At 70.5% G+C, this 23063-nt stretch carries 24 protein-coding genes; 5 read left to right on the top strand and 19 right to left on the bottom strand.

Translation table 11 applies throughout. The annotated features are described in order from the left end of the window. Window positions 1-3 precede the first annotated feature (3 nt). From OL358_RS06685 to OL358_RS06675, 3 genes are all read right to left on the bottom strand, one after another. Window positions 4-1980 (bottom strand): bifunctional copper resistance protein CopD/cytochrome c oxidase assembly protein, encoded by a 1977-nt coding sequence (locus tag OL358_RS06685; RefSeq protein ID WP_264709170.1) that lies wholly within the window; start codon window positions 1978-1980, stop codon window positions 4-6. Between the two features lie 160 nt (window positions 1981-2140). Then, window positions 2141-2428, bottom strand: a complete 288-nt coding sequence (locus OL358_RS06680; protein ID WP_056123266.1) for an HU family DNA-binding protein — start codon at window positions 2426-2428, stop codon at window positions 2141-2143. Between the two features lie 236 nt (window positions 2429-2664). Then, complete coding sequence (locus OL358_RS06675) at window positions 2665-3255, bottom strand: TetR/AcrR family transcriptional regulator (RefSeq protein WP_264709169.1); 591 nt, start codon at window positions 3253-3255, stop codon at window positions 2665-2667. Window positions 3256-3394: 139 nt separating this feature from the next. Here OL358_RS06675 and OL358_RS06670 point away from each other — a divergent pair, with 139 nt between their 5' ends. Next, window positions 3395-4237, top strand: a complete 843-nt coding sequence (locus tag OL358_RS06670) for an alpha/beta hydrolase (protein ID WP_264709168.1) — start codon at window positions 3395-3397, stop codon at window positions 4235-4237. A gap of 177 nt (window positions 4238-4414) precedes the next feature. Here OL358_RS06670 and OL358_RS06665 read toward each other — a convergent pair whose 3' ends face one another. From OL358_RS06665 to OL358_RS06645, 5 genes are all read right to left on the bottom strand, one after another. Next, window positions 4415-5509 carry an alpha/beta hydrolase gene (locus tag OL358_RS06665; protein ID WP_264709167.1) on the bottom strand — a complete coding sequence of 365 codons (1095 nt, stop codon included), beginning with the start codon at window positions 5507-5509 and terminating at the stop codon, window positions 4415-4417. Between the two features lie 75 nt (window positions 5510-5584). Next, window positions 5585-5890: a 30S ribosomal protein S14 gene (gene rpsN, locus OL358_RS06660; protein WP_264709166.1), complete on the bottom strand. Its 306-nt coding sequence runs from the start codon at window positions 5888-5890 to the stop codon at window positions 5585-5587. Window positions 5891-5893: 3 nt separating this feature from the next. Next, window positions 5894-6064, bottom strand: a complete 171-nt coding sequence (gene rpmG / locus OL358_RS06655) for a 50S ribosomal protein L33 (RefSeq protein WP_005051772.1) — start codon at window positions 6062-6064, stop codon at window positions 5894-5896. Further along, window positions 6064-6300: a 50S ribosomal protein L28 gene (rpmB, locus tag OL358_RS06650; protein ID WP_019180468.1), complete on the bottom strand. Its 237-nt coding sequence runs from the start codon at window positions 6298-6300 to the stop codon at window positions 6064-6066. The genes rpmG and rpmB overlap by 1 nt, the downstream gene beginning before the upstream one ends. Before the next feature lie 140 nt (window positions 6301-6440). Beyond that, window positions 6441-7157: a DNA-3-methyladenine glycosylase gene (locus OL358_RS06645; RefSeq protein ID WP_264709161.1), complete on the bottom strand. Its 717-nt coding sequence runs from the start codon at window positions 7155-7157 to the stop codon at window positions 6441-6443. A 76-nt stretch (window positions 7158-7233) separates the two neighbouring features. On the opposite strand from OL358_RS06645, the gene OL358_RS06640 reads away from it, so the two are divergent. Beyond that, entirely contained in the window at window positions 7234-8877 is a 1644-nt protein-coding gene (locus OL358_RS06640; RefSeq protein WP_264709160.1) for an MFS transporter, read from the top strand. Here the strand turns inward: OL358_RS06640 and OL358_RS06635 are convergent. Genes OL358_RS06635 through OL358_RS06605 form a run of 7 tightly spaced genes read right to left on the bottom strand, consistent with a single transcriptional unit; the run spans window position 8859 to window position 15224 of the window. After that, window positions 8859-10271, bottom strand: a complete 1413-nt coding sequence (locus OL358_RS06635) for a hypothetical protein (protein ID WP_264709159.1) — start codon at window positions 10269-10271, stop codon at window positions 8859-8861. The genes OL358_RS06640 and OL358_RS06635 overlap by 19 nt on opposite strands. After that, window positions 10261-11049: a TIGR03943 family putative permease subunit gene (locus OL358_RS06630; protein ID WP_264709158.1), complete on the bottom strand. Its 789-nt coding sequence runs from the start codon at window positions 11047-11049 to the stop codon at window positions 10261-10263. The genes OL358_RS06635 and OL358_RS06630 overlap by 11 nt, the downstream gene beginning before the upstream one ends. Then, window positions 11042-12064, bottom strand: coding sequence for a permease (locus OL358_RS06625; RefSeq protein ID WP_413631342.1), 1023 nt, complete (start codon window positions 12062-12064; stop codon window positions 11042-11044). Before OL358_RS06625 ends, OL358_RS06630 begins: the two co-directional genes overlap by 8 nt. Further along, window positions 12051-12461, bottom strand: coding sequence for a Fur family transcriptional regulator (locus OL358_RS06620; protein ID WP_264709157.1), 411 nt, complete (start codon window positions 12459-12461; stop codon window positions 12051-12053). Before OL358_RS06620 ends, OL358_RS06625 begins: the two co-directional genes overlap by 14 nt. Window positions 12462-12517: 56 nt before the next feature. Beyond that, window positions 12518-13393 carry a metal ABC transporter permease gene (locus OL358_RS06615; protein ID WP_264709156.1) on the bottom strand — a complete coding sequence of 292 codons (876 nt, stop codon included), beginning with the start codon at window positions 13391-13393 and terminating at the stop codon, window positions 12518-12520. After that, window positions 13390-14205 carry a metal ABC transporter ATP-binding protein gene (locus tag OL358_RS06610; RefSeq protein WP_264709155.1) on the bottom strand — a complete coding sequence of 272 codons (816 nt, stop codon included), beginning with the start codon at window positions 14203-14205 and terminating at the stop codon, window positions 13390-13392. The genes OL358_RS06615 and OL358_RS06610 overlap by 4 nt, the downstream gene beginning before the upstream one ends. Beyond that, complete coding sequence (locus tag OL358_RS06605; protein WP_264709154.1) at window positions 14202-15224, bottom strand: metal ABC transporter solute-binding protein, Zn/Mn family; 1023 nt, start codon at window positions 15222-15224, stop codon at window positions 14202-14204. The genes OL358_RS06610 and OL358_RS06605 overlap by 4 nt, the downstream gene beginning before the upstream one ends. Window positions 15225-15357: 133 nt before the next feature. Here OL358_RS06605 and OL358_RS06600 point away from each other — a divergent pair, with 133 nt between their 5' ends. Together OL358_RS06600 and OL358_RS06595 are read left to right on the top strand one after the other, a co-directional pair. Continuing rightward, window positions 15358-17130 (top strand): glycosyltransferase, encoded by a 1773-nt coding sequence (locus OL358_RS06600; protein WP_264709153.1) that lies wholly within the window; start codon window positions 15358-15360, stop codon window positions 17128-17130. Window positions 17131-17424: 294 nt separating this feature from the next. Then, window positions 17425-17847, top strand: a complete 423-nt coding sequence (locus tag OL358_RS06595) for a hypothetical protein (protein ID WP_264709152.1) — start codon at window positions 17425-17427, stop codon at window positions 17845-17847. Window positions 17848-17918: 71 nt separating this feature from the next. On the opposite strand, the gene OL358_RS06590 is transcribed toward OL358_RS06595, so the two are convergent. The 4 genes from OL358_RS06590 to hisC are packed head-to-tail and all read right to left on the bottom strand — an operon-like array spanning window position 17919 to window position 22557. Continuing rightward, a complete protein-coding gene (locus OL358_RS06590) occupies window positions 17919-19277 on the bottom strand; it encodes a dihydrolipoamide acetyltransferase family protein (protein WP_264709151.1) in 1359 nt (452 codons plus the stop codon). 12 nt (window positions 19278-19289) lie between these two features. Continuing rightward, entirely contained in the window at window positions 19290-20255 is a 966-nt protein-coding gene (locus tag OL358_RS06585) for an alpha-ketoacid dehydrogenase subunit beta (RefSeq protein ID WP_264710246.1), read from the bottom strand. 53 nt (window positions 20256-20308) lie between these two features. Beyond that, window positions 20309-21439, bottom strand: coding sequence for a thiamine pyrophosphate-dependent dehydrogenase E1 component subunit alpha (locus OL358_RS06580; protein WP_264709150.1), 1131 nt, complete (start codon window positions 21437-21439; stop codon window positions 20309-20311). After that, window positions 21436-22557 (bottom strand): histidinol-phosphate transaminase, encoded by a 1122-nt coding sequence (gene hisC / locus OL358_RS06575; RefSeq protein ID WP_264709149.1) that lies wholly within the window; start codon window positions 22555-22557, stop codon window positions 21436-21438. The genes OL358_RS06580 and hisC overlap by 4 nt, the downstream gene beginning before the upstream one ends. 109 nt (window positions 22558-22666) lie before the next feature. Here hisC and OL358_RS06570 point away from each other — a divergent pair, with 109 nt between their 5' ends. Further along, on the top strand, window positions 22667-23059 hold the full coding sequence (locus tag OL358_RS06570; protein WP_264709148.1) for a phage holin family protein: 393 nt from the start codon (window positions 22667-22669) through the stop codon (window positions 23057-23059). The last annotated feature ends 4 nt before the right edge of the window (window positions 23060-23063 follow it).

Here is a 23063-nt window from a genome sequence, read left to right as displayed (position 1 = left end):
TCCTCAGCGCGCGCTGCGGGCGTCGCGCTCGGCCAGCTCCGCGAGGTGCGCGTTGTACGCCTCGAGCTCGGCGTCGCCGGTGCGGTCGGCGTGGCGATCCCGGCGCTTCTGATCGCGCGCATCCGTGCGGCTCCACTGGATCGCCACGACGATCGCGAGGATGAGCGTGGGGATCTCGCCGATCGACCAGGCGACACCGCCGCCGAAGTACTGGTCGTCGAGGGGCAGCATCCCCCAGGTCCGTCCCATCGATCCGAACCACTCGGCCACCATCAGACCGCTCTGCATCATGATCGCGATGCCGAAGAAGGCGTGCATCGCCATGACGCCGATGAGCAGCACAAGTCGACCGGGGTACGGCAGCCGATACGGCACCGGGTCGATGCCGATCAGGGTGAGCGCGAAGAGGTAGCCGGTCACCAGGAAGTGGGCCACCATCCACTCGTGACCGAGGTGATCGTAGAGCGACCACCGGAACAGGTCGGTGTAGTAGAACACCCACAGCGAGCCGATGAACAGTCCCGCCGCGACGAACGGGTTCGTGAGCACGCGCGACACGGGCGAGTGCACCGCCCACAGGATCCATTCGCGGCCGCCGCGCGTGTCGTCGTCGCGCTTGCGGATCGCGCGCGCGGCCAGGGTCACCGGCGCCCCGGCCACCAGAAGCACCGGAATCGCCATCGTCAGCAGCATGTGCCCGACCATGTGCACGCTGAACAGGTAGTCCTGGTAGACGTTGATCACGCCGCCGGTCACCCACACCAGCAATGCCATGCCGGCGACCCACATGATCGTGCGGTACAGCGGCCACTCGTCGCCGCGCCGGCGCAGGCGCCACACTCCGGCCAGGTAGAAGAAGACCGCGAAACCGGCGATCACCGCCCACAGCAGGTCGACGTTCCACGCGGTCAGCCAGCGATCCGTGGTCAGCTCGGGCGGGAGCGGAGCGCCGGTGAGCACCTCGGCGGGCGTGCGCGCTGCGGGCGGCTCCGACGGAACCGGCGGGGGCGTGCGGGCGAGCGCCGCCGCCGCACCGCTGGCCGCGCCCATGAGCACGAGCTCGCCGACGACGAGGGTCCAGAAGGTGCGGGATGCCGCGTCCTCCCGGAGCCGTCCGATCAGCCGGAGTCGGTACCAGGCTCCGAGGAAGCCGAGCACCACCAGTGCCACGACCTTCACCATGAGGATCGCACCGTACGGCGAGAACAGGGCGGACCAGTCACGCAGGCCGATCGCCGCGCGCACCGTTCCGGAGACGGCGACGACGATGAACGCGGCCAGCGCGATGCTCGAGTACCGCGCGAGGACGGTGGCGAGCCGGTCGCGGCCGAGGAGCGGACGCACGAGCACCATGAGGAGCAGGCCGCCGAGCCAGACGGCCGCGGCGATGATGTGGAGGATCAGCGCCGTCATCGCCTCGTGGTGGTTCGCCTCCTCACCGGAGTGGCCCTGCGTGCCCATCGGAACGAGAGCCGCCAGCGCGAGGATCGCGACGAAGAAGGTCGCCGTCCACGACCGCACGGCGAAGGTCAGCACGGTCAGCGCGGCACCGGCGACCGTGGTGATGAGCCACGTGCGGCCGACCTCGGTCTCCACGAGGAATCGCCCGAGCTGCGCGCCGAACTCCGGACCGGCGTCGATCGCAGGGTTGAACGCGTCGATGAAGGTGAGGAACCCGGTCGCGGCCGCGGACACGGTGAAGACGGCGGCCGACACGGATGCCGTGTCGAGCGCGATGTCGAACTCGCGTTCGCCCGACTTCAGGGCGAACAGCGCGACGACCAGCGCGCCGGCCATGCCCGCCGCAGAGAGGTTGACGAAGAGCTTGACGACGGGAAGTCCCCAGCGGGCGACCGGTCCCGGATCGCCGATCGCGAGGGGAGCGGCGCCGCCGCCGAACACGAGAGCCCACACCAGCACCACGAGCGCCGAGGCGACGAGGATGACGGGCCCTGCGGCCCGCAGGGCGCGGGGACTCATATGGTCAAGCCTACGTCGACACGCAGGAGGGGGATGCCGCTCGCGCGGCATCCCCCTCCTTGTGTGGTCGTTATCCGGTTTCGATACGGTCGCTGCGCGGCCTACTCAACCTGACCCGAGTCGCATCAACGCCGCTCCGCAGCATTGATCCGACCTCGCGTCACTTGACGGCGGCCTTCAGCTTCGAGCCGGCGGTGACCTTGACGCGCTGGCCGGCGGGGATCTTGATCTCCGCACCGGTCTGCGGGTTGCGGCCCGTGCGAGCCGAGGTCTCGACGCGCTCGAACGAGATCCAGCCGGGGATCGAGACCTTGCTGCCCTTGGCGACCGCCTCGGAGACGGTGGAGAAGAGGGAGTCGAGCACGCCCGACACGGCGGACTGGCTCTGTCCGGTCGCGCTGGCGATGCTCGCGACGAGTTCGGTCTTGGTGATGGACTTGTCGGCCATGGGGATTGTCCTCCGAGAGCGGCGGAGTCGCCGCTCGTTCATTGCTCGGACCGGATGGCAGTTCGCCCCCCGGCTGGTCGGTTCGACCGCCTTGAATGTACCCGACATCCCGGCCGCATCCGCGTATTTCCGGGGTTTTCTGACGTTCTGGACGGCGTGTCGGGTACGAATGTGGCCCATGTGACGCCTGTGACGGCCTTTCGGAGCGGAATCGAGCCGCTTCCGCACCGTCCCATTCAGGTCCGGTGCGAGGCGATCACGCCGCGCGCGGTGCGTGCGAACGCGGGTCCGACGCGGTCCTGTCCGTCGAGGTAGCCGCCCACGAGCGCGGCGTCGCGCAGCAGCACGAGCGACGCGGCGACGTCGGCGGGATCGGTGAGTCCGGCGGCACGGGCGAGGTGCTCGAGCGTCGCCCGGAACCACTCGCGGTGATCGGAGATGAGCTCGCGCACAGGCCCGGCGGCGGGATACTCGGCGGCGGCGTTGATGAACGGGCACCCGCGCGTGTGACGCTCGCGGACGTCCTGCTCGATGCCGGCGATGACCAGGTCGAGCAGCACCTCGGGGTCGTCCGAGACGGAGCCCGCCTGTGCGAAGAGCTCGCGGAGGCGCGCGTCCTCACCCTGGAGGTAGGCGAGGACGAGCCCCTCCTTGCCCTCGAACTGCTTGTACATCGTCGCCCGGGTCACCCCGGACTCCTCGATGATCCTGTCGACGCCGACGGAGTGGATGCCCTCGCGATAGAAGAGATCCGTCGCGGCATCGAGCAGCCGCTGGCGTGCAGGGGAGGGGCGGGTGTTCGCGGCCGGCGCGGGGGTGGTGCTCATGTTTCCTCCGGGATCCATCGTGCCATCTCGGCATCCGAAAAATTCTTTTGGGAATAGTCTTGCGTAGATAGAACGTTCGGTCTACTATCGGTTTCATCACCGCAACACCCACCGCCACACCACCACCCAGGAGATTGACATGAACGAGAACACCACGACCAAGACCCCCATCGTCCTCATCCACGGCCTCTGGATGACCCCCAAGAGCTGGGACACGTGGGCCGAGCGCTTCCGCGCCGCCGGTCACCAGGTCATCGTCCCCGGCTGGCCCGGCATCGACGACCGCACCGTCGAGGACATCCGCTCCAACCCCGCCGCCCTCAAGGGGATCGGCCTGAAGCAGATCGCCGACAACTACGAGCGCATCATCCGCGAGCTCCCCGTGAAGCCGATCATCATCGGCCACTCGTTCGGCGGAGTGCTCACGCAGATGCTCGCCGACCGCGGCCTCGGCGTCGCGTACGTCGGCGTCGCACCCGGGCAGACCGCCGGCGTGACGGCACTCCCGCTCTCCACCCTCTGGACCGGCACGCCGATCCTCTCGAACCCGTTCGGCAAGAACGGCGCCAAGCCGCTGTCCAAGCGCCACTTCCACTTCACGTTCGGCAACGACCTGCCCCGCAGCGAGTCCGACAAGCTGTGGGAGGAGTACGCGGTCAACTCGTACAACCGTGTCTTCTTCGAGGGCGTCACGTCGGTGCTCAACGAGAAGGGCGGCGTCACCCACGTCGACTACAGCCGCGCCGATCGCGCTCCGTTCCTCGTGATCACCGGCGAGATCGACCACGTCGTGCCGCCGGCCATCGGCAAGGCCATCGTGAAGAAGTACACCCGGTCCGGCAGCCCCGCCGTCGTCGAGTACAAGGAGTACGCCGGCCGCACGCACCGCCTGGTCAGCCAGGACGGCTGGGAAGAGATCGCCGACTACGCCCTCGAGTGGGCGACCGCCCACCAGGTGCGCGAGACCGAGGCGGCGAAGTAGTCGGATGCCCCTCCCCGGCGCCGCCGGGGAACCACTCCACCGTCGAAGCACCAGCCCGCCTGGTGCCTCGACGGTCGGGTGGTTCCCGGTCGGTGTCCGCGGTGGGACACGGGGGCCCGGGGTTCGAAAGATCCCCGGGCCTCAGCCGTGCCGTGACAGTCACCCGTGCAGGGACAGTCAGGCGTGCAGGCGGCGGAGGGCCGCGACGACGTCGTCGTGCCACCGGCGCGCGGCGGGCAGCACGCCGGTGAAGATCGGGGTGTCGTGGGTGACCCCGAGGTAGCGCACGGCGCTCGCCTCGACGCCTGCGCGCCGCAGCGCCGCCGCGTAGGCATCCCCGTCACCGCGGAGCGGGTCGTACTCGGCCGTCAGGATCACGGCCGGCGGCAGGTCGGCGTGGGACGCCGCGCGCAGCGGGGACGCGTAGGGCTCGCGCGCTGATCGGCGGCTCGGAAGGTAGGTGCGCGCCACCGAGCGCAGCTCGCGCAGAACGAGAGGACGCGGGATGCCGAGCGCCCGCGTCGCCGCGAGGTCCAGGCTTCGTCCGGTGAGGTCGACGACGGGCACCTCGAGCACCTGCAGCCGCAGCGGCAGGCGCGCGCGATCGCGGTTGACGAGCGTGACCGCGGCGGCGAGGCCGCCGCCCGCCGACGTGCCCAGCAGACCGATCCGCTCGGGATCCACGCCCAGCTCGGCGGCGTGCGTGAAGAGCCACACGAGCGCGGCGTACCCCTGTTCGACCTGCGCGGGGTAGCGGTGCTCCGGGGCGAGGGCGTAGTCCACGGCGACCACCGCGACGTCGGCGTCGACGGCCCGGCGGCGGAAGGCGGCATCCGTCGTGGGATAGTCGATCCCGCCGATGCGGAACGCGCCCCCGAAGAACGCCACCACGGCGGGCACGGGCGATCCCGCCTCCGCTGCCGGATGATAGATCCGCACGCGTACGTCGGGATAGCCGTCGACGGCGACCGTGTGCTCCGAGATGCGGACGTCCGGACCCGGCGTGCCCACGCTCTCGAGCTCGCTGCGGTCCCATGCGAGAGCCGCCCGCCGGTGCTTCACCCGTGCCCGGGCGTGGGGACCGGCCGCCGACGCCTTCTCACTGCGCGCATCCCCCGCGGCGCGGGACGCGCTCTTCGCCGCAGGCGGCGCACCGTCGCGGCCGAGCGGCCACAGCGCGGCGAGCCTGGTGCGCACCGATCCGATCGCCTGATCGAGCAGGTACTTGCGGTGCACGCGCAGGCGCTCTTCGAAGAACGGGTCGAGCGGCATGCGTCCATCCTCTCCCGCCGGGAATGCAGAAGGCCCGGAGTTCCGTAGAACTCCGGGCCTTCTGGAAGCGGGTGCTTACCAGCTCGACTTGGTCACGCCGGGCAGCTCGCCACGGTGCGCCATGTCACGGAAGCGGACACGCGAGATGCCGAACTTCGTGAGGACACCGCGGGGGCGGCCGTCGATGACGTCGCGCGAGCGGACGCGCACGGGCGACGCGTTCTTCGGCAGCTTCTGCAGGCCGACGCGGGCGGCTTCGCGCTGCTCGTCGGTGGAATCGGGCGAAACGAGCGCCTTCTTCAGCTCGGCGCGCTTGGCGGCGTAGCGATCGACGATCACCTGACGCTGCTCGTTGCGCGCGATCTTGCTCTTCTTAGCCATGGATCAACGCTCCTCTCGGAATTCGACGTGCTTGCGGATGACCGGGTCGTACTTCTTGAGCACGATGCGGTCGGGGTTGTTGCGACGGTTCTTGCGCGTCACGTAGGTGTACCCCGTGCCGGCGGTCGAACGCAGCTTGATGATCGGACGGACGTCCTGAGCCTTCTTCGCCATTAGAGCTTCACACCCTTCGCGAGGAGGTCCTTGACGACGGACTCGATGCCGCGTGCGTCAATCACCTTGATGCCCTTCGCCGAAACGTTGAGCTTGATGTTGCGACCCAGCGACGGAACGAAGTAGGTCTTCTTCTGCACGTTCGGGTCGAAGCGGCGCTTCGTCCGGCGGTGCGAGTGCGAGATGTTGTGACCGAAGCCGGGAACAGCTCCAGTCACCTGGCACACTGCTGCCATAGTGATGTCTCCTTAGTACCGTGAGGCCGGACGGCCCCACCCAAGATCCCTTGTCTGCACCCCGTGACTCACCGGACCGCTCGCGGCCTGGAAGAGGTGTGGGATACGAACTGCGTGCTGGAGTGCGCGCAGACAAAGAGTCAGTCTAGCACGGAGGGCGTGTCGCGCTTGACAGCGGCGGCGACCGGGGCCGCGGCCTCCGCGGCGCCTCGACCCCACCGGAACGCCGAGACCGTCGGGTCGCCCGCGACCCAGAACCGCCACGGGAACAGCGCCGTGCCGGCCTCGCCCGCGACCCCCACCCGGGGTCCGGTCGCGACACCGGTCAGCGGCCGGGCGCGCAGGTCGAGACGTGCGACGGCGCCGTGGAGCGGCCGGCCGGTGATCGCGTCGATGCCGTCGTGGACCGGATGCCGCAGCCCCACCGCGTCTCCGAGGCGACCGGGACCGCGCGCCAGGTCGCGGACGGTGCGAGCCGCCGGCCGGCGGGCGGCCGCGGCATCCGCCCCTTCCACGATCTCGGCGCCGCGCAGCAGGATTCCTCCCGCGACGCCCTCGGGACCGCACACGACGTTGACGCACGAGTGGATGCCGTGGCTGAGATAGACGTAGAGGTGGCCGGGCTCGCCCCACATGGTGGCGTTGCGCGCCGTGCGGCCCATGCGGGCGTGCGATCCGAGGTCGGCGACGGGGCCTGTGCCGAGACCGTGATAGGCCTCGACCTCGGTGAGTCGCGCGACGACGACCTGGCCGTCGACGACGGTCGTCAGGTGGGCGCCGAGCAGGCGGGGGGCGACGTCGGCGGGAAGGCCCGTCAGGTCCTCGCGACGAGCGGGTCTCAGCTCGGCATCGGACATGCGGGGAGTCTACGCACGCGAGACTCACCCCCGCGAGGCGATCCGCCCCGCCCCGTCGCGCCGATAGCATTCGCGCATGAAGCGGTGGTTCGTGCTCATCATCCTGGGCGTCTCTCAGTTCGTCATGGTGCTCGACAGCACCGTCATGAACGTCTCCATCTCGACCGTGGCGGAGGACCTGGGCACCGACATCGGCGGCATGCAGGCGGCGATCACGTTCTATGCGCTCACGATGGCGGCGTTCATGCTCACGGGCGGAAAGCTCGGCGACAAATGGGGCCGCAGCGCCGCCTTCCGCATCGGATCCATCGTCTACGGACTCGGCTCCCTCACGACGGCCCTCGCGCCGAACCTCGAGATCCTGATGCTGGGCTGGTCGCTCGTCGAGGGCCTCGGCGCGGTCCTCGTCATCCCCGCCATCGCCGCGCTCGCCGCGATCAACTACACCGGTCGCGATCGCGTGATCGCGTTCTCGGCGCTCGGTGCGATCACGGGATTCGCCGCGGCCGCAGGACCGCTCATCGGCGGGCTCATGACGACGTACGCCTCGTGGCGGTACGTGTTCGTCGGCGAGGTGATCATCATGATCCTGGTGCTGATCGTCTCGGGGCGGATCAAGGACACCCCCGGCGACCGCACGCTCCGGATCGATCTCCTCAGCGTCGTGCTGTCGGCTGCGGGAATGGCGATCCTCGTCTTCGCGGTGCTGCAGAGCAAGACGTGGGGGTGGCTGGTGCCCCTCGACCCGCCGGAGGTCGGCGGCGTGACGATCGCCCCCTTCGGCATCTCGCCCGTCGCGTATCTGATCGTGATCGCGTTCCTCGTGCTGTGGTGGTTCGTCCGCCGCCAGCAGCAGCTCGAGCGCGACGGCCGCATCCCGCTCCTCAAGGTGAGCATGCTCCGCATTCCGGCCCTGCGCAGCGGGCTGACGATGTTCCTCGCCCAGTACTTCGCGATCGCCGCGCTGTTCTTCGTCGTCCCCGTCTACCTGCAGACGATCCTCGGCTACGACGCGCTCGAGACCGGACTCAAGATCCTGCCGCTGTCCGTCGGGCTCATCCTGTTCTCGGTCGTCGGATCGCGCATGTCCACGGTCCGCTCCGCCCGCAACATCGCCCGCATCGGCCAGTTCACCCTCGGCATCGGACTCTTCTTCGTCTTCGCGGCCGTGCAGCCGGAGCTCACCGACCTGCTGTTCGGCGCCGGGATGTTCGTCGTCGGCGCGGGCTTCGGCCTCCTGGCATCGCAGCTGGGCAACGTGAACATGTCGGCCGTGTCGAAGGAGGACACCTCCGAGGTCGGCGGACTGCAGGGCACGTTCCAGAACCTCGGCTCGTCGTTCGGCACCGCCATCGTCGGATCCGTGTTCATCCTGCTGCTCACCGGCGGCTTCGGTGCGGCCATCGATGCGAGCACCACGCTCAGCGACGACGTCAAGCAGCAGGTCGCCGAAGGCACCGCCAGCGGAGCGCCGATCGTCTCGCAGGAGCAGGCGGAGCAGGCGGTGCTCGATGCCGGGGGCAGCCAGGAGGCGGCCACCGAGATCGCGCAGACCTATGCGGACACCCAGGTTCAGTCGTTGCGTCAGGCGCTGTTCCTCGTCTTCGCGCTCACGCTGATCGGCATCGTCCTCGCACGAGGTCTGCCGGCGACGATCCCGGTGCCCGCGGCGGCGGGCGAGCGGGACGAAGCGGAGCCGGCTCAGCCCGGCGGCACCTGACACCACGAGATCGCGGCCCCGCTGAGCGCGACGACCTCGGTGCCGTCTGCGATCTCGAGCACGCGCGTCTCCGGCCGCTCCGGCAGGGGCAGCTGGTACGTGTCGTAGGGGTTCGCCACCGCGTCGGGCGCGACCAGCACCGCCGCATACCGCGCGCTCGGCGACACGCACACCTGGAGCACGGCATCCGTCTCCGGCACCTCGGTGAGCACGCGGGTCTCCCCGTCCACGGCCACCAGCGCGATGGTGGTGCGCCCCGTCGGCGTGCCGTCGGGCTCGAGCACCGCGGCCGAGCGGATCGTCGAGCCGTCGGGCAGCGGGGTGACGGTGGTCACCGGGCCGATGTCGTCCGCCGCGGCGACGAGAGGCGCTTCGGTCGCATCCGTGAGGTCGATGGAGGCCATGCCGTCGACCCGCTCCACGACGGCCTCGGACGATCCTCGGGCGACGCCCTCGATCGTGATCGCCGTCCCGATGGGCGTCGCCCCCTCGCCCGCAGGACCTGTCAGCAGCAGCGACCCGTCGAACGGGAGGAGCAGGATCGTGTCGGTGTCGGGCACGAAGCGCCAGTCGGCGATGCTCGGATCGGTGCCGTCGACGGCGACCGGCTGCGGGGCGGCATCCGGATCCTTCAGCGACACCGTGAACAGCTCGCTCTCGCGCCCGCCGTCCGCCCCGAGACCGGCGTCCGTGAAGGTGTAGCCCACGACGTCGCCCCGGTCGGCGCTCTGCAGGTTCGACACGTACCCGTCGCCGGGGAGCGGGAGGTCGTGCGGGTTCGAGCCGTCGAGATCGGTCATGATGAGGCCGGCGCGGTCGTCCTCGGTGCGCACCGACACCACGAGGTGCGTGGCGGTCGCCCGGAAGTCCTCGATGTGGGGATGCGTGTAGACGGGGACGGCGTTCTCGCCCGTCAGGTCGGTGCGGAAGATCGTGTCGCCGTCGGGTCCGCGCTGCAGCAGCTCGACCTGCACGGGCGGCGTGCGGAACGTCTCGGTGATCGTGGCCGCCGGGCCGCCGCCGAGTCCCTCGACGTCGGTGAGGACGACCGTGTACTCGGTGTCGTCCCACAGCGGCAGCGCGAACCGCACGCCGACGCTGCGTCCGGCGGTGTCCACCGCGAACGGCGTCGCGGGCGTGACCGTCACCTGCGACGCTTCGACCTCGGCGAGGGACTGGGTCGTGGTGACGATGAGGCGCGATCCGGATGCCGCGACCGCAGCATCCGGATCGACCTGCACGTCCGTCGCACGGGGGCCCTGGGCGACGCTCGCCGCCGCTCCGGCCAGCCCCAGCGCCACCAGCACGCCGACCACGAGCGCGAAGGCGCCCGCGAAGGCGCGGCCGCGCCGTCGACGACCCTGCGCGCGACGGGTCGCCGGCTCAGTACTCATACGGATCCTCGGGCTCGTCGATGGGCTCGACGGTGTCGGCGTCGATCTCGAGCCTCCCGTCCGAGGTCGAGCGCACGGTGCCCGTCACGGTGACCCACTGCCCCGTCTCGGGGATGCCCTGCCCACCCACCGGGATGCTGGCAGGCTGCGCATCGATCACGCAGTGCGTGATCACCAGGCGGGTCAGGTCGAACGCATCGCCCTCTCCCGGTGTGACGAACCCGGTGAGCTCGATCGGATCGCCGTCGAACGCGTCGGGATTCGTGGCCGTCGCGAACACCGTCGCCCATTCGCCGACCCCGAACGACGATGTGTCTCCGGTGGCGGCGAGGGTCACGGCATCCGCTCCCGCGAACAGCGGCGTCGCGCCGACGTCGCGCGACATCGCCAGCTCGGCGGACAGCGACGCGGGCGGGAGCACGAGGGTGAGGACGACGACGCCGGATGCCGCCACCCCGCCCACCACGGTGGCCGCGACCGACGCCGGGTGACGGACGTGATGGCCGGCATCGTCGTCGTGCGCGCCGTGGTGGTCGTCGTGCGCGCCGTGATCGCCGTGGTCGTGGCCGTGGTCCGCCTCGGCGCCCAGCGGGAGGGCGAAGGAGGCGATGGCGCCGACGAGGGCCACGACCGACATCGACACCGCGAACCAGGTCGAATCCGGGTTGATGTACAACGCGAGGCGCCCGGTCAGCGCCAGGGTGATCGTCACCACCGCCAGGACGGCGGCCAGCCCGACGCCGAGCCACCGCGTTCCGAACCACTGCGCCCTACGCAAGGAGGTTCACCAGCGTTCCGATGAAGAAGGCGCTGACGATCACCACGACCACGATCCCGGCGATCGTCCGCGTGGTGAAGGTCGTGCGCATGAGAGCGAGCATCTTGACGTCGACCAGCGGACCGACGAGGAGGAACGCGACGATCGCGCCGGGCGTGAAGGTCGATGCGAAAGAAAGCGCGAAGAACGCGTCGACGTTCGAGCAGATCGCGACGACCATCGCCAGCGCCATCATGGCGACGATCGAGAGCGCCGGGTTGGAGCCGATCGCGACGAGGGTCTCGCGCGGGATCAGCACCTGCACCGCGCCTGCGAGCGCCGAGCCGATCACGAGCGCCGGCATCACCGCGCGCAGCTCGACCACGAACTGCGCGAGCGTGCGGCGGCCCTTTCCGCCCGGCTCGTTCACGACGAGCTCGCACGTGTCGCGGAACCGGTCGGTGAGCAGCGCGTCGGGTGAGGGGTGGCGGCTGTAGAGCCAGCCGATGAGGTTGGCGATGAGGTATCCGCCCACCAGACGCGCGATCAGGATGCCGTCGCTGAAGCCGAACGCCTGATGCGTCGTGATGATCACGATCGGGTTCACGATGGGCGCCGCGATCAGGAACGTCATCGTCTCGGGCACCGAGAATCCGCGCATGAGCAGACCGCGCGCGAACGGGACGTTGCCGCACTCGCACACCGGCACCACCATGCCGAGCAGCGAGAGCACCGCACGGCGCGCCCACGCGCGGCGCGGCATCCACCGTTCGATCACCCCCGGCGGCACCCACACCTGCACCACGATCGACAGCACGACGCCGAGGATCACGAACGGCAGGGACTCGATGAGCACGCTGATCGCGAGCGTCAGACCGTCCTGCGCACGCGTGGGGAGCGAGGCGGGGAAGAAGGCCGGGGCGAACGCGTCGATCAGGAACAGCGCCGCGACGACCGCCGCGCCGATCCCGAGCGCGGCGAGGGTGCGTGGCGCGCGGGACGGTGCCGCAGCGAGGCGGGTGTCAGCTCGCGTCACGCTCGTCCCGGGCCCGGGCGCACGTCGCACACAGCCCGAAGATGTCGACGATGTGCTCGGCGTCGCGGAAGCCGTGGCTCTCGGCCGTGCGGCGCGCCCACTGCTCGACGTCCGTCGCCTCGATCTCGACGGTCAGTCCGCAGCTGCGGCAGATCAGATGGTGGTGGTGCCCGGTGCTGGTGCATGCGCGGTAGAGCGCTTCGCCCTCGGGGCTCTGCAGCGAATCGGCGTCGCCCTGTGCGGCGAGACCGGCCAGCGCGCGGTACACGGTCGCCAGGCCGATGCCCGTGTTCTCCTCGCGGAGCGTCGCGTGAAGCGACTGAGCGCTCACGAATCCTCCGGCATCGCCGAGCGCCTCGCGCACGCGTTCGCGCTGCCACGTGTTGCGCTGGGCCATGCCCGGAAGTCTACCGGCGGCCCCTGGACGTCGCCCCGGTGCCGCCTGTGCGCCGGTCATGCGCGGGCGAGCGCGGGCTCTCGCGTGACCCGGCCGCGGCGCGCGCCGACGCCGCGGCACACCAGGTAGATGACGAACGAGATCGTCGTGATGTACGGGCTCACCGGCAGGGTCCCCATGATCGCGAGCAGGATGCCCCCCACGGCCGACACGAACCCGAAGACCGCCGCGAGCACGGGCACCGACAGCGGTCCGGTGGCGATCCGCATGGCCGCGGCGGCAGGAGTGACGAGCAGCGCCATCACCAGCAGCGCGCCGATGATGTGCACCGCGACCGCGACGATCAGGCCGAGCAGGAGCATGAACGCCAGCGACACCGCCGTCGTCGGCACGCCTCGCGCGGCGGCGGACTGCGGGTCGAGCGAGTCGAAGCGCAGCGGCCGCCAGATCGAGAGCAGCCCGAGAAGCACGACCGCGCTGATCACCACGAGCCAGCCCAGCTGATCGGACTGGACCGACACGATCTGCCCCGTGAGCAGGCTGAACCGGTTGGCGCTGCGGCCGTCGTAGAGCGAGAGGAACAGGATGCCGAGCCCCAGGCCGAACGGCATGAGCACGCCGATGATCGAGTTGCGATCGCGCGCGCGGGCGCCGAGCCACCCGATGATCGCGGCGGCGATGAGCGATCCGACGATGGATCCGGTGACGACATCCCACCCGATCAGCAGCGCGGCAGCAGCGCCCGCGAACGACAGCTCGCTGATGCCGTGCACCGCGAACGCCATGTCGCGCTGCATCACGAGCACGCCGATCAGACCGCCGACGAGTCCGAGCACCGCGCCCGCCCACACCGAGTTCGAGACGAGCGCGAGGATGTCGCCGTAGACGGGCAGGCCGCCGAACATCGCGTCCGCGACGTCGTCCCAGTTCATGCGTGGTCCTCGTCGTGGTGGTGGTGGTGGGATGCCTCGGCGTCCGGTGCCCCCACGACCACGAGCCGATCGCCGGCGCGCAGCACGAAGACCGGTGCGCCGTAGAGGTCGGTGAGCGTCTTCGAGGTGAGCACCTCGTCGGGAGTGCCGAGCGTGAACTTCCCGTTCGCGAGATAGAGGATGCGGTCGACCTTGCCCAGCACGGGGTTGATGTCGTGGGTGACCAGCAGCACCGCGGCATCCTTCTCGCGTCGATGCCGGTCGATGAGTCCGATCACCGCCTGCTGGTTCGCGAGGTCGAGGCTCGTGAGCGGCTCGTCGCACAGCAGCAGTCCGGGATCGTCAGCCAGCGCCTGGCCCGCGCGCAGCCTTTGCTGCTCCCCGCCCGACAGCTCTCCCACCGGCCGGTCGGCGAACCCCCGCGCTCCTACCGCGTCGATCAGTGCGTCGGCGCGCGCCGCGTCGCCCCGGCGCGGGACCGGCGGGCCGAAGCGGTGGCCGGAGACTCCGAGAGTCACCAGGTCGCGGCCCCGCAGGGCCGTGTCGGGCGGCAGCGGACGCGACTGCGGCAGGTAGCCCACCCGGCGATTGCCCCGCGCGCGGACCGGCTCGCCGAGCACCTCGATGGACCCGCCGCTCAGGGGCTCGAGGCCCAGGATCGCGCGCAGCAGCGTCGTCTTGCCCGAGCCGCTCGGGCCGAGCACGGCGACCAGCTCGCCGGGGCTGACGGTGAGGTCGAGCCCCGACCACAGCTCGAGATCACCGCGACGCAGCGAGGCGTCGCGGATCTCGAGGGCGGGGGCGGCGCTCACGCGTCGAGCGCGTCCTTCAGCGCTTCGATGTTCGCCTGCATCCACGAGAGGTAAGTCTGGTCCTCGGGCAGCGTTTCCGAAAACGCGACGGTCGGGATGCCGCGCCCGTCGGCCTCGCCCACGATCTGCGCGGTCTCGGCGCCGGCGGTCTGCGCGTTCGTGATGACGACGCGCACCTCGCCGCTGTCGATGACCTTCAGCGACTCGAGCAGCGTCGCCGGGGGCACGTCCTGGCCCTCCTCGACGGCCTCGCTGAACGCCGCGGGCGTCACGTCCTCGAGGCCTGCCGCCGCGAGAAGGTACCCCGGCACGGGCTCCGTCGCGAACGCCTGCGCGCCGCCGTGCGCGGCGGCGACGTCGGCCAGGCTCGACTCGAGCTCCTCGATCCCCGCGGCGAAGGTCTCGACGTTGGCGGCGTAGGTCGCGGCGTTGCCGGGGTCGAGCTCGGACAGCTCCTCGGCGATCTCCTCGGCGACGTGCACGATGGTGTGCGGGTCGTACCAGACGTGCTCGTTGAACCCCTCGACGTGGTCGTGATCGTGATCGTGATCGGCGCCGTCCTCGTGGGCGTCGTCGTCTTTGGTGTCGTCGTGGGTGTCGTCGTGGGTGTCGTCGTCCGCCGACTCCTCCGCGTGGCCGTCGTTCTCCGGCCAGTCGTGCGAGTGCTCGACCGCGGTGATGACGGGAGCCTCGCTCCCGCTGGACTCGATCAGCGCATCGACGAACGCGTCGTAGCCGCCGCCGTTCTCGATGATGAGATCGGCCTTCGAGATCGTCAGCTGGTCGCGGGCCGACGCCTCGAACGAGTGCGGGTCCTGCGATTCGTTGGTGACGATCGACGTGACCTCGACGAGGCCGCCCCCGATCTCCTCGGCGATCTGCCCGTACACGTTCGTGGACGCGACCACCGAGAGCTTTCCCTCGTCACCCGCGGCGCTCCCGCTCGCGCACCCCGCGAGGACGAGGGCGGATGCTGCGGCCAGGCCGAGCAGCGGAAGGGAACGACGAATCGGGGTCATGAGACAACCGTATCGCTATTGATAATCGTTCTCAAATCGCGGAGCGCTCGAGACAAGTCCGTCGGCTACAGGTGTGAGGGCGGTGCGTCAAGCCCGGCGCGGGGACGGGAACACGCGCCTACGGTTGCGCTCGATGCTCCTGCCCGCCCTGACCGCCACGCCGACCGCGACGCCGAGCCTGCCCGCGCGCCGGCAGCTCGCGGTCACGTGGGGGATCCCGCAGGAGTACGGCGGCATGACCGCGGCCCTGCTGCATCGTTCGCGCACACTTGTCGAGGTCGCCGGCGCCGACGTGGAGATCGTGACGTTCGACCCCGCGCCCGAGTTCTCGCTGACCCGCGCGCGGCTGGCCGATCGGGGAGAGCTCGTTCCCGGGATGTCTCTGCGCAACGTGTACGAGGACCTTCGCACCGTCCATCGGCCGGCGGCGACCGTCGCGGTGGTCCCTGCTCCCGCGGAGCGTCCGCACGACGAGGAGCTCGTCGGTCCCGACGGCGCGATCCGCCACTGGCACCGCGGCTCCGACCTCGAGCGCGTCGAGCATCTGCGTTCCGACGGCACGCTCGCGCTCCTCGACGACCGGGCGTCGAATGCCCCGCGTCGGCTGACCGCGTTCGATGAGGCCGGTTTGCCGACGGGCCAGTGGGACACGGCATCCGCTCTGTACTTCGACTGGCTCGACGAGCTGATCGCCGGCGACGCGGTCGTGGCGATCGTCGACAGCAAGGCGGTCGCGCGCCTCATGCAGCGGTATCGCCGGCCGCGCGTGACCCTCGTCTACGTCGTGCACGGGTCGCATCTGGCGGGCCAGGATGTGCGGAGTCTCGACGACACGCGGCGCGGCGTCTTCGACAACCTCCACCGCTGGGACGCCGTCGTGCTGCAGACCGAACGGCAACGGACCGACGTGATCGACCTGCTCGGAGACACCGGCAATCTCGAGGTGGTGCCGAACCCGCTCGCCGTTCCCGCAGCGATCCGCCGGCTTCCGCCGGACCGGCTCCGCGGGGTGATCGTGTCGCGATTGAGCGCCCTCAAGCGCCTGGACCACGCGTTGCGCGTGGTCGCAGGGGTGCGAGCGATGGGCCTCCCGGTCACGCTCGACATCATCGGCGACGGCCGGCAGCGGACGCGCCTGGAACGCGTGGCCGCCGACCTGGGCATCAGCGAAGCCGTGCGCTTCAGCGGCTACGACCCCGACGGCGCGGCGCATTTCGCCGAAGCCGCCTGGACGCTGCTGACGAGTCGGTCCGAGGGCGGATCGCTCGTGCTGCTCGAGGCGATGGCCGCCGGATGCCTCCCCATCGTCTACGACATCCGCTACGGCACGGATGTCGTCCAGACCCGCCGGAACGGCTGGCGCGTGCCCGACGGCGACGTCGAAGCGGCCGTGCGCGCGCTCGCCGAGGCGTGCGTGCTCGACGACGACGACCTCGCCATGATGCGGCGCAACGCCCATCGCACGGCGCAGGCGCGTGATGGGGCCGCGGTGGTCGCGCAGTGGGGCGACGTGCAGCGTCGTGCCGGCGCGCGGCACGAGCAGGCAGCGAACGGCGAGACCGTGCTCCACCGAATCCGCGTGCGGCGGCTGGGCGGGCGCCACGTGGTCACTGCCATCGTCGCCGCGCCGCATGCGGCCTCGGCATCCGTGGAGGTGCGGCTCCGCGCGCGCGACGGCCGCGGCGCGGCGACCCGCAGCCGCATGCGTTCCGTCGGACCCCTGCGCTTCACGCGCCTCGCGCGGGGCAGCTCCGAGAGCCTCGGCGACGGGCCCGTACGCACCCGCTTCGCCATCACCACGGCGGACGACGTACGGGTCGTGGACGCCGGGGTGCGGCATCCGGACCCTCGTTCGCTGGCGCGCAGAATCGCGGACCGCGCGCGGCGACTGGTGCACAGGGCATAGCGCGCCGGATCACGCACGCGTGCAGGATCACGGATGCCGCAGCCCGGCCTGTCCGGTACCCGGCAGCGACCGTCGCGCGAAGCGAACTGTGGCTGTATCGAACCCAACCGTCAGGATTCACCGTCTCAGTCGTCTTAGTAAGTGCATGGCGCGCGGCGTCACGGTCGAGATCATCAAGCGAAAGGATCCGCATGATGCGCCCACATGGCGAGGTCGCCGGCGCTCGATGGCAGGCATACAGTCTGGCCTTCAAAGGAACGAGGAGCCCGCATGGGTCGACGGGAGAACCGCGGGATGTCGACATTCGGCAAAGCGACAACACTGGCTTTGCTGGTGGCAGCGGCAGGCGGTTTGGCATCGTGCAGTTCGCAACCACCAGACCGCGTTGAGGAGGTGACTCTCGCATCTGGTTCGGTGTGCACCGTCGAGTGGACGCTGGAACCTCGGGCAAATGCTGGCCGAGCAACGGAGGTCGCCCAGCAGGCGCTGGCTGGGGCGACAATCAAAGAACAGGACCTGCGGAACTGGGAGGCGACGCTTCGCGAAGAGTACGTCGCGGAGTTCGGCGATCCGGACTCGGCGAAGGAGGCCGAGTTCGAGCGCCTCGCGCCCGTGGAGGTCGTGAGGGAGCAGGTGCGGGAGGCATTGGCCGCGCACGGTTTCCCGGACAGCCCCGAGCGGCTCGTGGACGTTCGCGGATCAACGGACTGCGGGTAGTCGTGACCGGCCAGCGGCTTGGGTGCACGATCCTGTGGAGTTGTCGGCGATGAGTACTGGCCAGGCGCAACTCAGTCCAGCAGCAGGGCCGGCTCCTCGAGGATCGATGCGACGTCGGCGATGAAGCGCGACATCCCGTCTCCGTCGACGACACGGTGATCGAACGAGCCGGCGACGGTGGTCACCCAGCGTGGCCGCACCTCGCCGTCCACGACCCACGGCTTCTGGCGGATCGTGCCGAGCGCGACGATGCCCGCCTCGCCGGGGTTGATGATCGGGGTGCCGGCATCCATCCCGAACACACCGATGTTGGTGATGGTGATGGTGCCGTGCAGCTGGTCGGCCGGCGTCGTCTTTCCTTCGCGCGCCGTCAGCGTGAGCTTCTCGAGCGCACGGGCGAGCTCCCGCATCGAGAGGTCCTGCGCGTCCTTGATGTTCGGCACCAGCAGGCCGCGGGGGGTCGCCGCCGCGATCCCGAGGTTCACGTAGCGGCGCACGCGGATCTCGGCGCCGCCGTCGGCATCCACCCACGCGGCGTTCACCATCGGGGTGCGCCGGGCTGCCCAGATGACGGCCCGGGCCATGATCAGCAGCGGCGACACCTTGACGTCGGCGAAGTCCGGCGACGCCTTCAGGCGCTTGACGAGCTCCATCGTGCGGGACGCGTCGACATCGGTCCAGACCGTCACATGCGGTGCGCTGTACGCCGACTGCACCATCGCCGACGACGTGGCCTTGCGCACGCCCTTGACGGCGATCGTCTCCTCGCGCGCGTCAGGCACGGGCGCCGCGGAGGGAACGGATGCCGCCGCCGCGCCGGCCCCGACGGGGATCGTCTCCTCGCGCACGTCGCCCCACTCGGGCGTCTCGATGTTGCGGAAGACGCTGGCCTGCGACGCCTGCTTCACGACGTCGTCCCGGGTGACCTCGCCGGCGGGACCGCTCGGTGCGACGCTCGCCAGGTCGACCCCGAGGTCCCGCGCGAGCTTGCGGATCGGTGGCTTGGCGATCACGCCCACGGACGCCTCGACCCGCTCCTGCGGCGTCGCGGCGGGCTTGCGGCGGCGGGACTGCACCGGACCTCCCGTGCCGTAGCCGACCAGGACGGCACCCTCGCCTTCGGCGGCCGGAGCGTCGACGGGCGCGCCGTGCTCGGTCTGTCCGACGGTGGCGGGGCCCGAGGCATCCGCTCCCGACGCGATCGTGATGATCGGCGAGCCGACGTTCACCGTCTCACCCTCGGCGGCGAGCAGGTCGCCCACGGTGCCGGCGAACGGCGAGGGCAGCTCGACGAGGGATTTGGCGGTCTCGATCTCGACGAGGACGTCGTTGACGGCGACGGTGTCGCCGGGGGCGACGTGCCACGACACGATCTCGGCCTCGGTGAGACCCTCGCCCACATCGGGCAGGACGAACGTCTGCGTGATCATAGGTCTCCTTGGTCAGTAGGCGAGGGCGCGGTCGACGGCCTCGAGAATGCGGTCGGCGTCGGGGAGGAATGCGCCCTCGAGCTTCGCCGGAGGGAAGGGCAGGTCGAACCCGGAGACCCGCAGCACGGGCGCTTCGAGTGCGTAGAACGCTTTCTCCATGACGGTCGCGGCGACCTCGCTGCCGACGCTCGTGAAGCCCGCCGCCTCCTGTGCGTAGACCATGCGGCCGGTGCGGCGGACGGAGTCGAGGATCGGCCCGTAATCGATCGGGGACAGCGAGCGCACGTCGACCACCTCGCAGCTGGTGCCCTCGGACTCGGCGAGCGCGGCGGCCTGCAGCAGCGTCGTGACCATCGCGCCGTGCCCGACGAGGGTGATGTCGGTGCCGCGGCGCACGACGCGGCTCGCGTGCAGCGGAAGCGCACGGGCGGAGGTGTCGACCTCGCCCTTCTGCCAGTACTTGGCCTTGGGTTCGAGGAAGATCACCGGATCGGCGGAGGCGATCGCGTCCTGGATCATCCAGTACGCGTCGTTCGCGGTCGACGGGCTCACCACCCGCAGCCCGGGCGTGTGGGCGAAATAGGCCTCGGGGCTCTCCTGGTGATGCTCGACCGCACCGATGTGCCCGCCGTACGGGATGCGGATCACGATCGGCATCTGCAGGGCGCCCTCGTGGCGGTTCGTGATCTTCGCCAGCTGCGTCGTGATCTGGTCGAACGCCGGGAAGACGAAGCCGTCGAACTGGATCTCGATGACGGGCCGGAATCCGGCCATCGCGAGACCGATGGCGGTGCCCACGATGCCCGACTCCGCGAGCGGGGTGTCGAGCACCCGGCGGTCGCCGAACTCGGCCTGCAGCCCCTCGGTCACGCGGAACACACCGCCGAGCTTGCCGATGTCCTCGCCCATCAGCAGCACGTGGTCGTCCGCGGCGAGCGCGGCGCGCAGCCCGGCGTTGAGCGCGCGGCTGATCGGCATCGTGACGGGGACGGCGGAGTCCTCGGTCGCCTCTTCCGTGCTGGTGGTGGTGCTCACGCGCCGCCTCCTTCGAAGGATGCCTCGTAGTCGGCGAGCCAGCGCCGCTGCTCGTCGACGAGCGGATGCTGCTCGGAGTAGACATGGTCGAACATGAGGTCGGTGCCGATTCCGCCGAGCTCATTCGTGCGGGTGCGCACGTCGTCGGCCACGGCGCGGGACTCGGCCTCGACGTCGGCGAAGAAGGCGTCCGACGCGCCCTTGCCGCGCAGGAACGCCTCCATCCGCGCGATCGGGTCGCGGCGTCGCCACGACTCCTCCTCGTCGGAGGTGCGGTACTTCGTGGGGTCGTCGCTGGTCGTGTGGGCGCCCATGCGGTACGTCATCGCCTCGATCGCGCGGGGCCCGAGCCCCGAGCGGGCTTCGTCGAGCGCGACCCGGGTGACGGCCCAGCTCGCCACGACGTCGTTGCCGTCGACCGCGATGCTCGGCATCCCGTAACCCTCGCCCCGCTTGTACAGGGGCGCACGGGACTGCGTGGCGACGGGGACCGAGATCGCCCACTGGTTGTTCTGCAGGAAGAACACCTCCGGGGTGCGGTAGCTCGCTGCGAACACCATCGCCTCGTGCACGTCGCCCTGGCTCGAGGCGCCGTCGCCGTAGTAGACGATGACCGCCTCATCGCGGTCCGGGTCGCCGGTGCCGCAGCGCCCGTCGAAGACGAGCCCCATGCCGAACCCGGTCGCGTGCAGCGTCTGGGCGCCGAGCACCAGCGTGTAGAGGTGCGTGTTGCCGTTCTTGGGGTCGAACGGGTTCCAGCCACCGTGCGTGAGCCCGCGCATGAGGCGGATGATGTCCACCGGGTCGACGCCGCGGATGCGCGTGACGACGTGCTCGCGATACGAGGGGAACAGGTGGTCCTGGGCCCGGGCGGCGCGCGCGGATCCGACCTGCGCCGCCTCCTGGCCGAAGCTCGGCGGCCACAGCGCGAGCTGTCCCTGCCGCTGCAGGTTGGTGGCCTGCACGTCGAACGCGCGGATCACCGCCATGTCGCGGTAGAACTCCTCGAGCGTCTCGTCGGAGAGTCCGTCGACGAGCTCGCGGTAGGGCTCGGCCGCGGCAGAGGGCGCGAACGTCCCGTCGGCGGCGAGGAAGCGGACTGTCGTGTCGTCCTCGGGCGTGGTCATGCGTCACCGCCGTCGCGGACGCCGCGATGCCCCGCGGGGAGGCCCCGGGCGACGGATGCCGCGATCTCGAGCACCTTCTCGACGGACTCCTCCTCGCCGATGGAGATCCGGATGCCGTCACCGGCGAACGGTCGCACGATGAGCCCGCCCGCGTCGAAGGCCTCCGCGATCGCGACGGTCTCGTCGTGGGCGGGGAGCCAGACGAAGTTGCCCTGGGCATCGGGCACGCGCCATCCGGCGTCGCGGAGTCCGGCCACGACGCGGTCGCGGCGCTCGGCGATGGACCGCACGCGCTCGAGGAGCTCCTCCTCGGCGTCGAGGCTCGCGAGCGCGGCCTCTTCCGCCTGGGCGGTGACCGAGAGCGGGATCGTGGTGCTGCGTGCGGCGTCGAGGATGCGCGAGTGGCCGATCGCGTAGCCGACGCGGAGCCCGGCGAGCCCGAACGCTTTCGAGAACGTGCGCAGCACGACGACGTTGGGGTGGCGGGCGGCGGAGAGCACGCGCGTGCCGTCGACGGCGGACGGGTCGGTGACGAACTCCGAGTACGCCTCGTCGAGCACGATGAGCACGTCGGCGGGCACGGTGTCGGCGAAGGCGTCGAACTCGTCCTGCGTGACGATCGGCCCCGTGGGGTTGTTCGGGCTGCACACGATCACCACGCGCGTGCGGTCGGTCACGGCCGCGGCCATCGCCGGGAGGTCGTGCCGGGCATCGGCGGTCAGCGGCACCTGCACCGCCGTCGCGCCAGCCACGACGGCCAGCCACGGGTACGCCTCGAACGACCGCCACGCGTAAATGACCTCGTCGCCGGGCGCGCACGTGGCCTGCACGAGCTGGGCGAGGATCGAGACGCTGCCCGCCCCGACGTGGACGTCATCGACGGCGACGGCGTAGCGCTCGGCCAGCCGTGCGCGAAGGCGGGCCGCCGAGGCATCCGGGTACCGGTTCACCGCGGTGGCGGCCTGCACCGCCTCGATCACTCCGGGCAGCGGATCGAACGGGTTCTCGTTGCTCGACAGCTTGAAGGACTCTGCCCCCGCCTGGCGGCCCTGCTTGTAGGGGGGCAGCGCGGCGATCTCGGGGCGGACGCGGATGGGGATGTCGGAGGCGTCGGTCACCCTGCCGAGTCTACGAGCGGGGCGGCGGCGCGCGGGAGGATGCGTGGACGTCCGAACACACGCCCCGTCGTCCTCGCACCCGCACCGGGGCCGTGCCAGACTGCGGATCATGGGATTCCTCATCCGCGTCGTCGTCAACGCGTTCGCGATCTGGGTGGTCACCCTGATCACGGCGCTTCAGGTCACGATCGTCCCGTTCCCCCCGGGCGAAACGCTCCAGCTCGTGCTCACCCTGCTGATCGTCGCGGCGATCTTCGCACTCGTGAACACGCTCATCGGCACCGTGATCAAGGTGCTCGCCTTTCCCCTGTACATCCTCACGCTCGGGCTGATCGGCCTGCTGATCAACGCGTTCCTGCTGTGGTTCACGGCGTGGATCACGAGCTTCTGGAGCTGGGGTCTTCGCGTCGAGGACTTCTGGCTGGGGCTCGTCGCGGCGATCATCATCTCGCTGATCAACTGGGTGTTCGGCATCATCCTGCGGCCGAAGACGAAGGACTGACACG

The organism is Microbacterium sp. SSM24, from assembly GCF_025989145.1.
In the GTDB taxonomy this organism is placed as follows: domain Bacteria; phylum Actinomycetota; class Actinomycetes; order Actinomycetales; family Microbacteriaceae; genus Microbacterium.
This window is presented reverse-complemented; position numbering and strand designations above follow the sequence as displayed.

Coding starts and splice junctions, on each gene's coding strand:
- OL358_RS06685 (WP_264709170.1), bottom strand. CDS start 1,980: ATGAGTCCCCGCGCCCTGCGGGCCGCAGGGCCCGTCATCCTCGTCGCC.
- OL358_RS06680 (WP_056123266.1), bottom strand. CDS start 2,428: ATGGCCGACAAGTCCATCACCAAGACCGAACTCGTCGCGAGCATCGCC.
- OL358_RS06675 (WP_264709169.1), bottom strand. CDS start 3,255: ATGAGCACCACCCCCGCGCCGGCCGCGAACACCCGCCCCTCCCCTGCA.
- OL358_RS06670 (WP_264709168.1), top strand. CDS start 3,395: ATGAACGAGAACACCACGACCAAGACCCCCATCGTCCTCATCCACGGC.
- OL358_RS06665 (WP_264709167.1), bottom strand. CDS start 5,509: ATGCCGCTCGACCCGTTCTTCGAAGAGCGCCTGCGCGTGCACCGCAAG.
- rpsN (WP_264709166.1), bottom strand. CDS start 5,890: ATGGCTAAGAAGAGCAAGATCGCGCGCAACGAGCAGCGTCAGGTGATC.
- rpmG (WP_005051772.1), bottom strand. CDS start 6,064: ATGGCGAAGAAGGCTCAGGACGTCCGTCCGATCATCAAGCTGCGTTCG.
- rpmB (WP_019180468.1), bottom strand. CDS start 6,300: ATGGCAGCAGTGTGCCAGGTGACTGGAGCTGTTCCCGGCTTCGGTCAC.
- OL358_RS06645 (WP_264709161.1), bottom strand. CDS start 7,157: ATGTCCGATGCCGAGCTGAGACCCGCTCGTCGCGAGGACCTGACGGGC.
- OL358_RS06640 (WP_264709160.1), top strand. CDS start 7,234: ATGAAGCGGTGGTTCGTGCTCATCATCCTGGGCGTCTCTCAGTTCGTC.
- OL358_RS06635 (WP_264709159.1), bottom strand. CDS start 10,271: ATGAGTACTGAGCCGGCGACCCGTCGCGCGCAGGGTCGTCGACGGCGC.
- OL358_RS06620 (WP_264709157.1), bottom strand. CDS start 12,461: ATGGCCCAGCGCAACACGTGGCAGCGCGAACGCGTGCGCGAGGCGCTC.
- OL358_RS06615 (WP_264709156.1), bottom strand. CDS start 13,393: ATGAACTGGGACGACGTCGCGGACGCGATGTTCGGCGGCCTGCCCGTC.
- OL358_RS06605 (WP_264709154.1), bottom strand. CDS start 15,224: ATGACCCCGATTCGTCGTTCCCTTCCGCTGCTCGGCCTGGCCGCAGCA.
- OL358_RS06600 (WP_264709153.1), top strand. CDS start 15,358: ATGCTCCTGCCCGCCCTGACCGCCACGCCGACCGCGACGCCGAGCCTG.
- OL358_RS06595 (WP_264709152.1), top strand. CDS start 17,425: ATGTCGACATTCGGCAAAGCGACAACACTGGCTTTGCTGGTGGCAGCG.
- OL358_RS06590 (WP_264709151.1), bottom strand. CDS start 19,277: ATGATCACGCAGACGTTCGTCCTGCCCGATGTGGGCGAGGGTCTCACC.
- OL358_RS06585 (WP_264710246.1), bottom strand. CDS start 20,255: ATGCCGATCAGCCGCGCGCTCAACGCCGGGCTGCGCGCCGCGCTCGCC.
- OL358_RS06580 (WP_264709150.1), bottom strand. CDS start 21,439: ATGACCACGCCCGAGGACGACACGACAGTCCGCTTCCTCGCCGCCGAC.
- OL358_RS06570 (WP_264709148.1), top strand. CDS start 22,667: ATGGGATTCCTCATCCGCGTCGTCGTCAACGCGTTCGCGATCTGGGTG.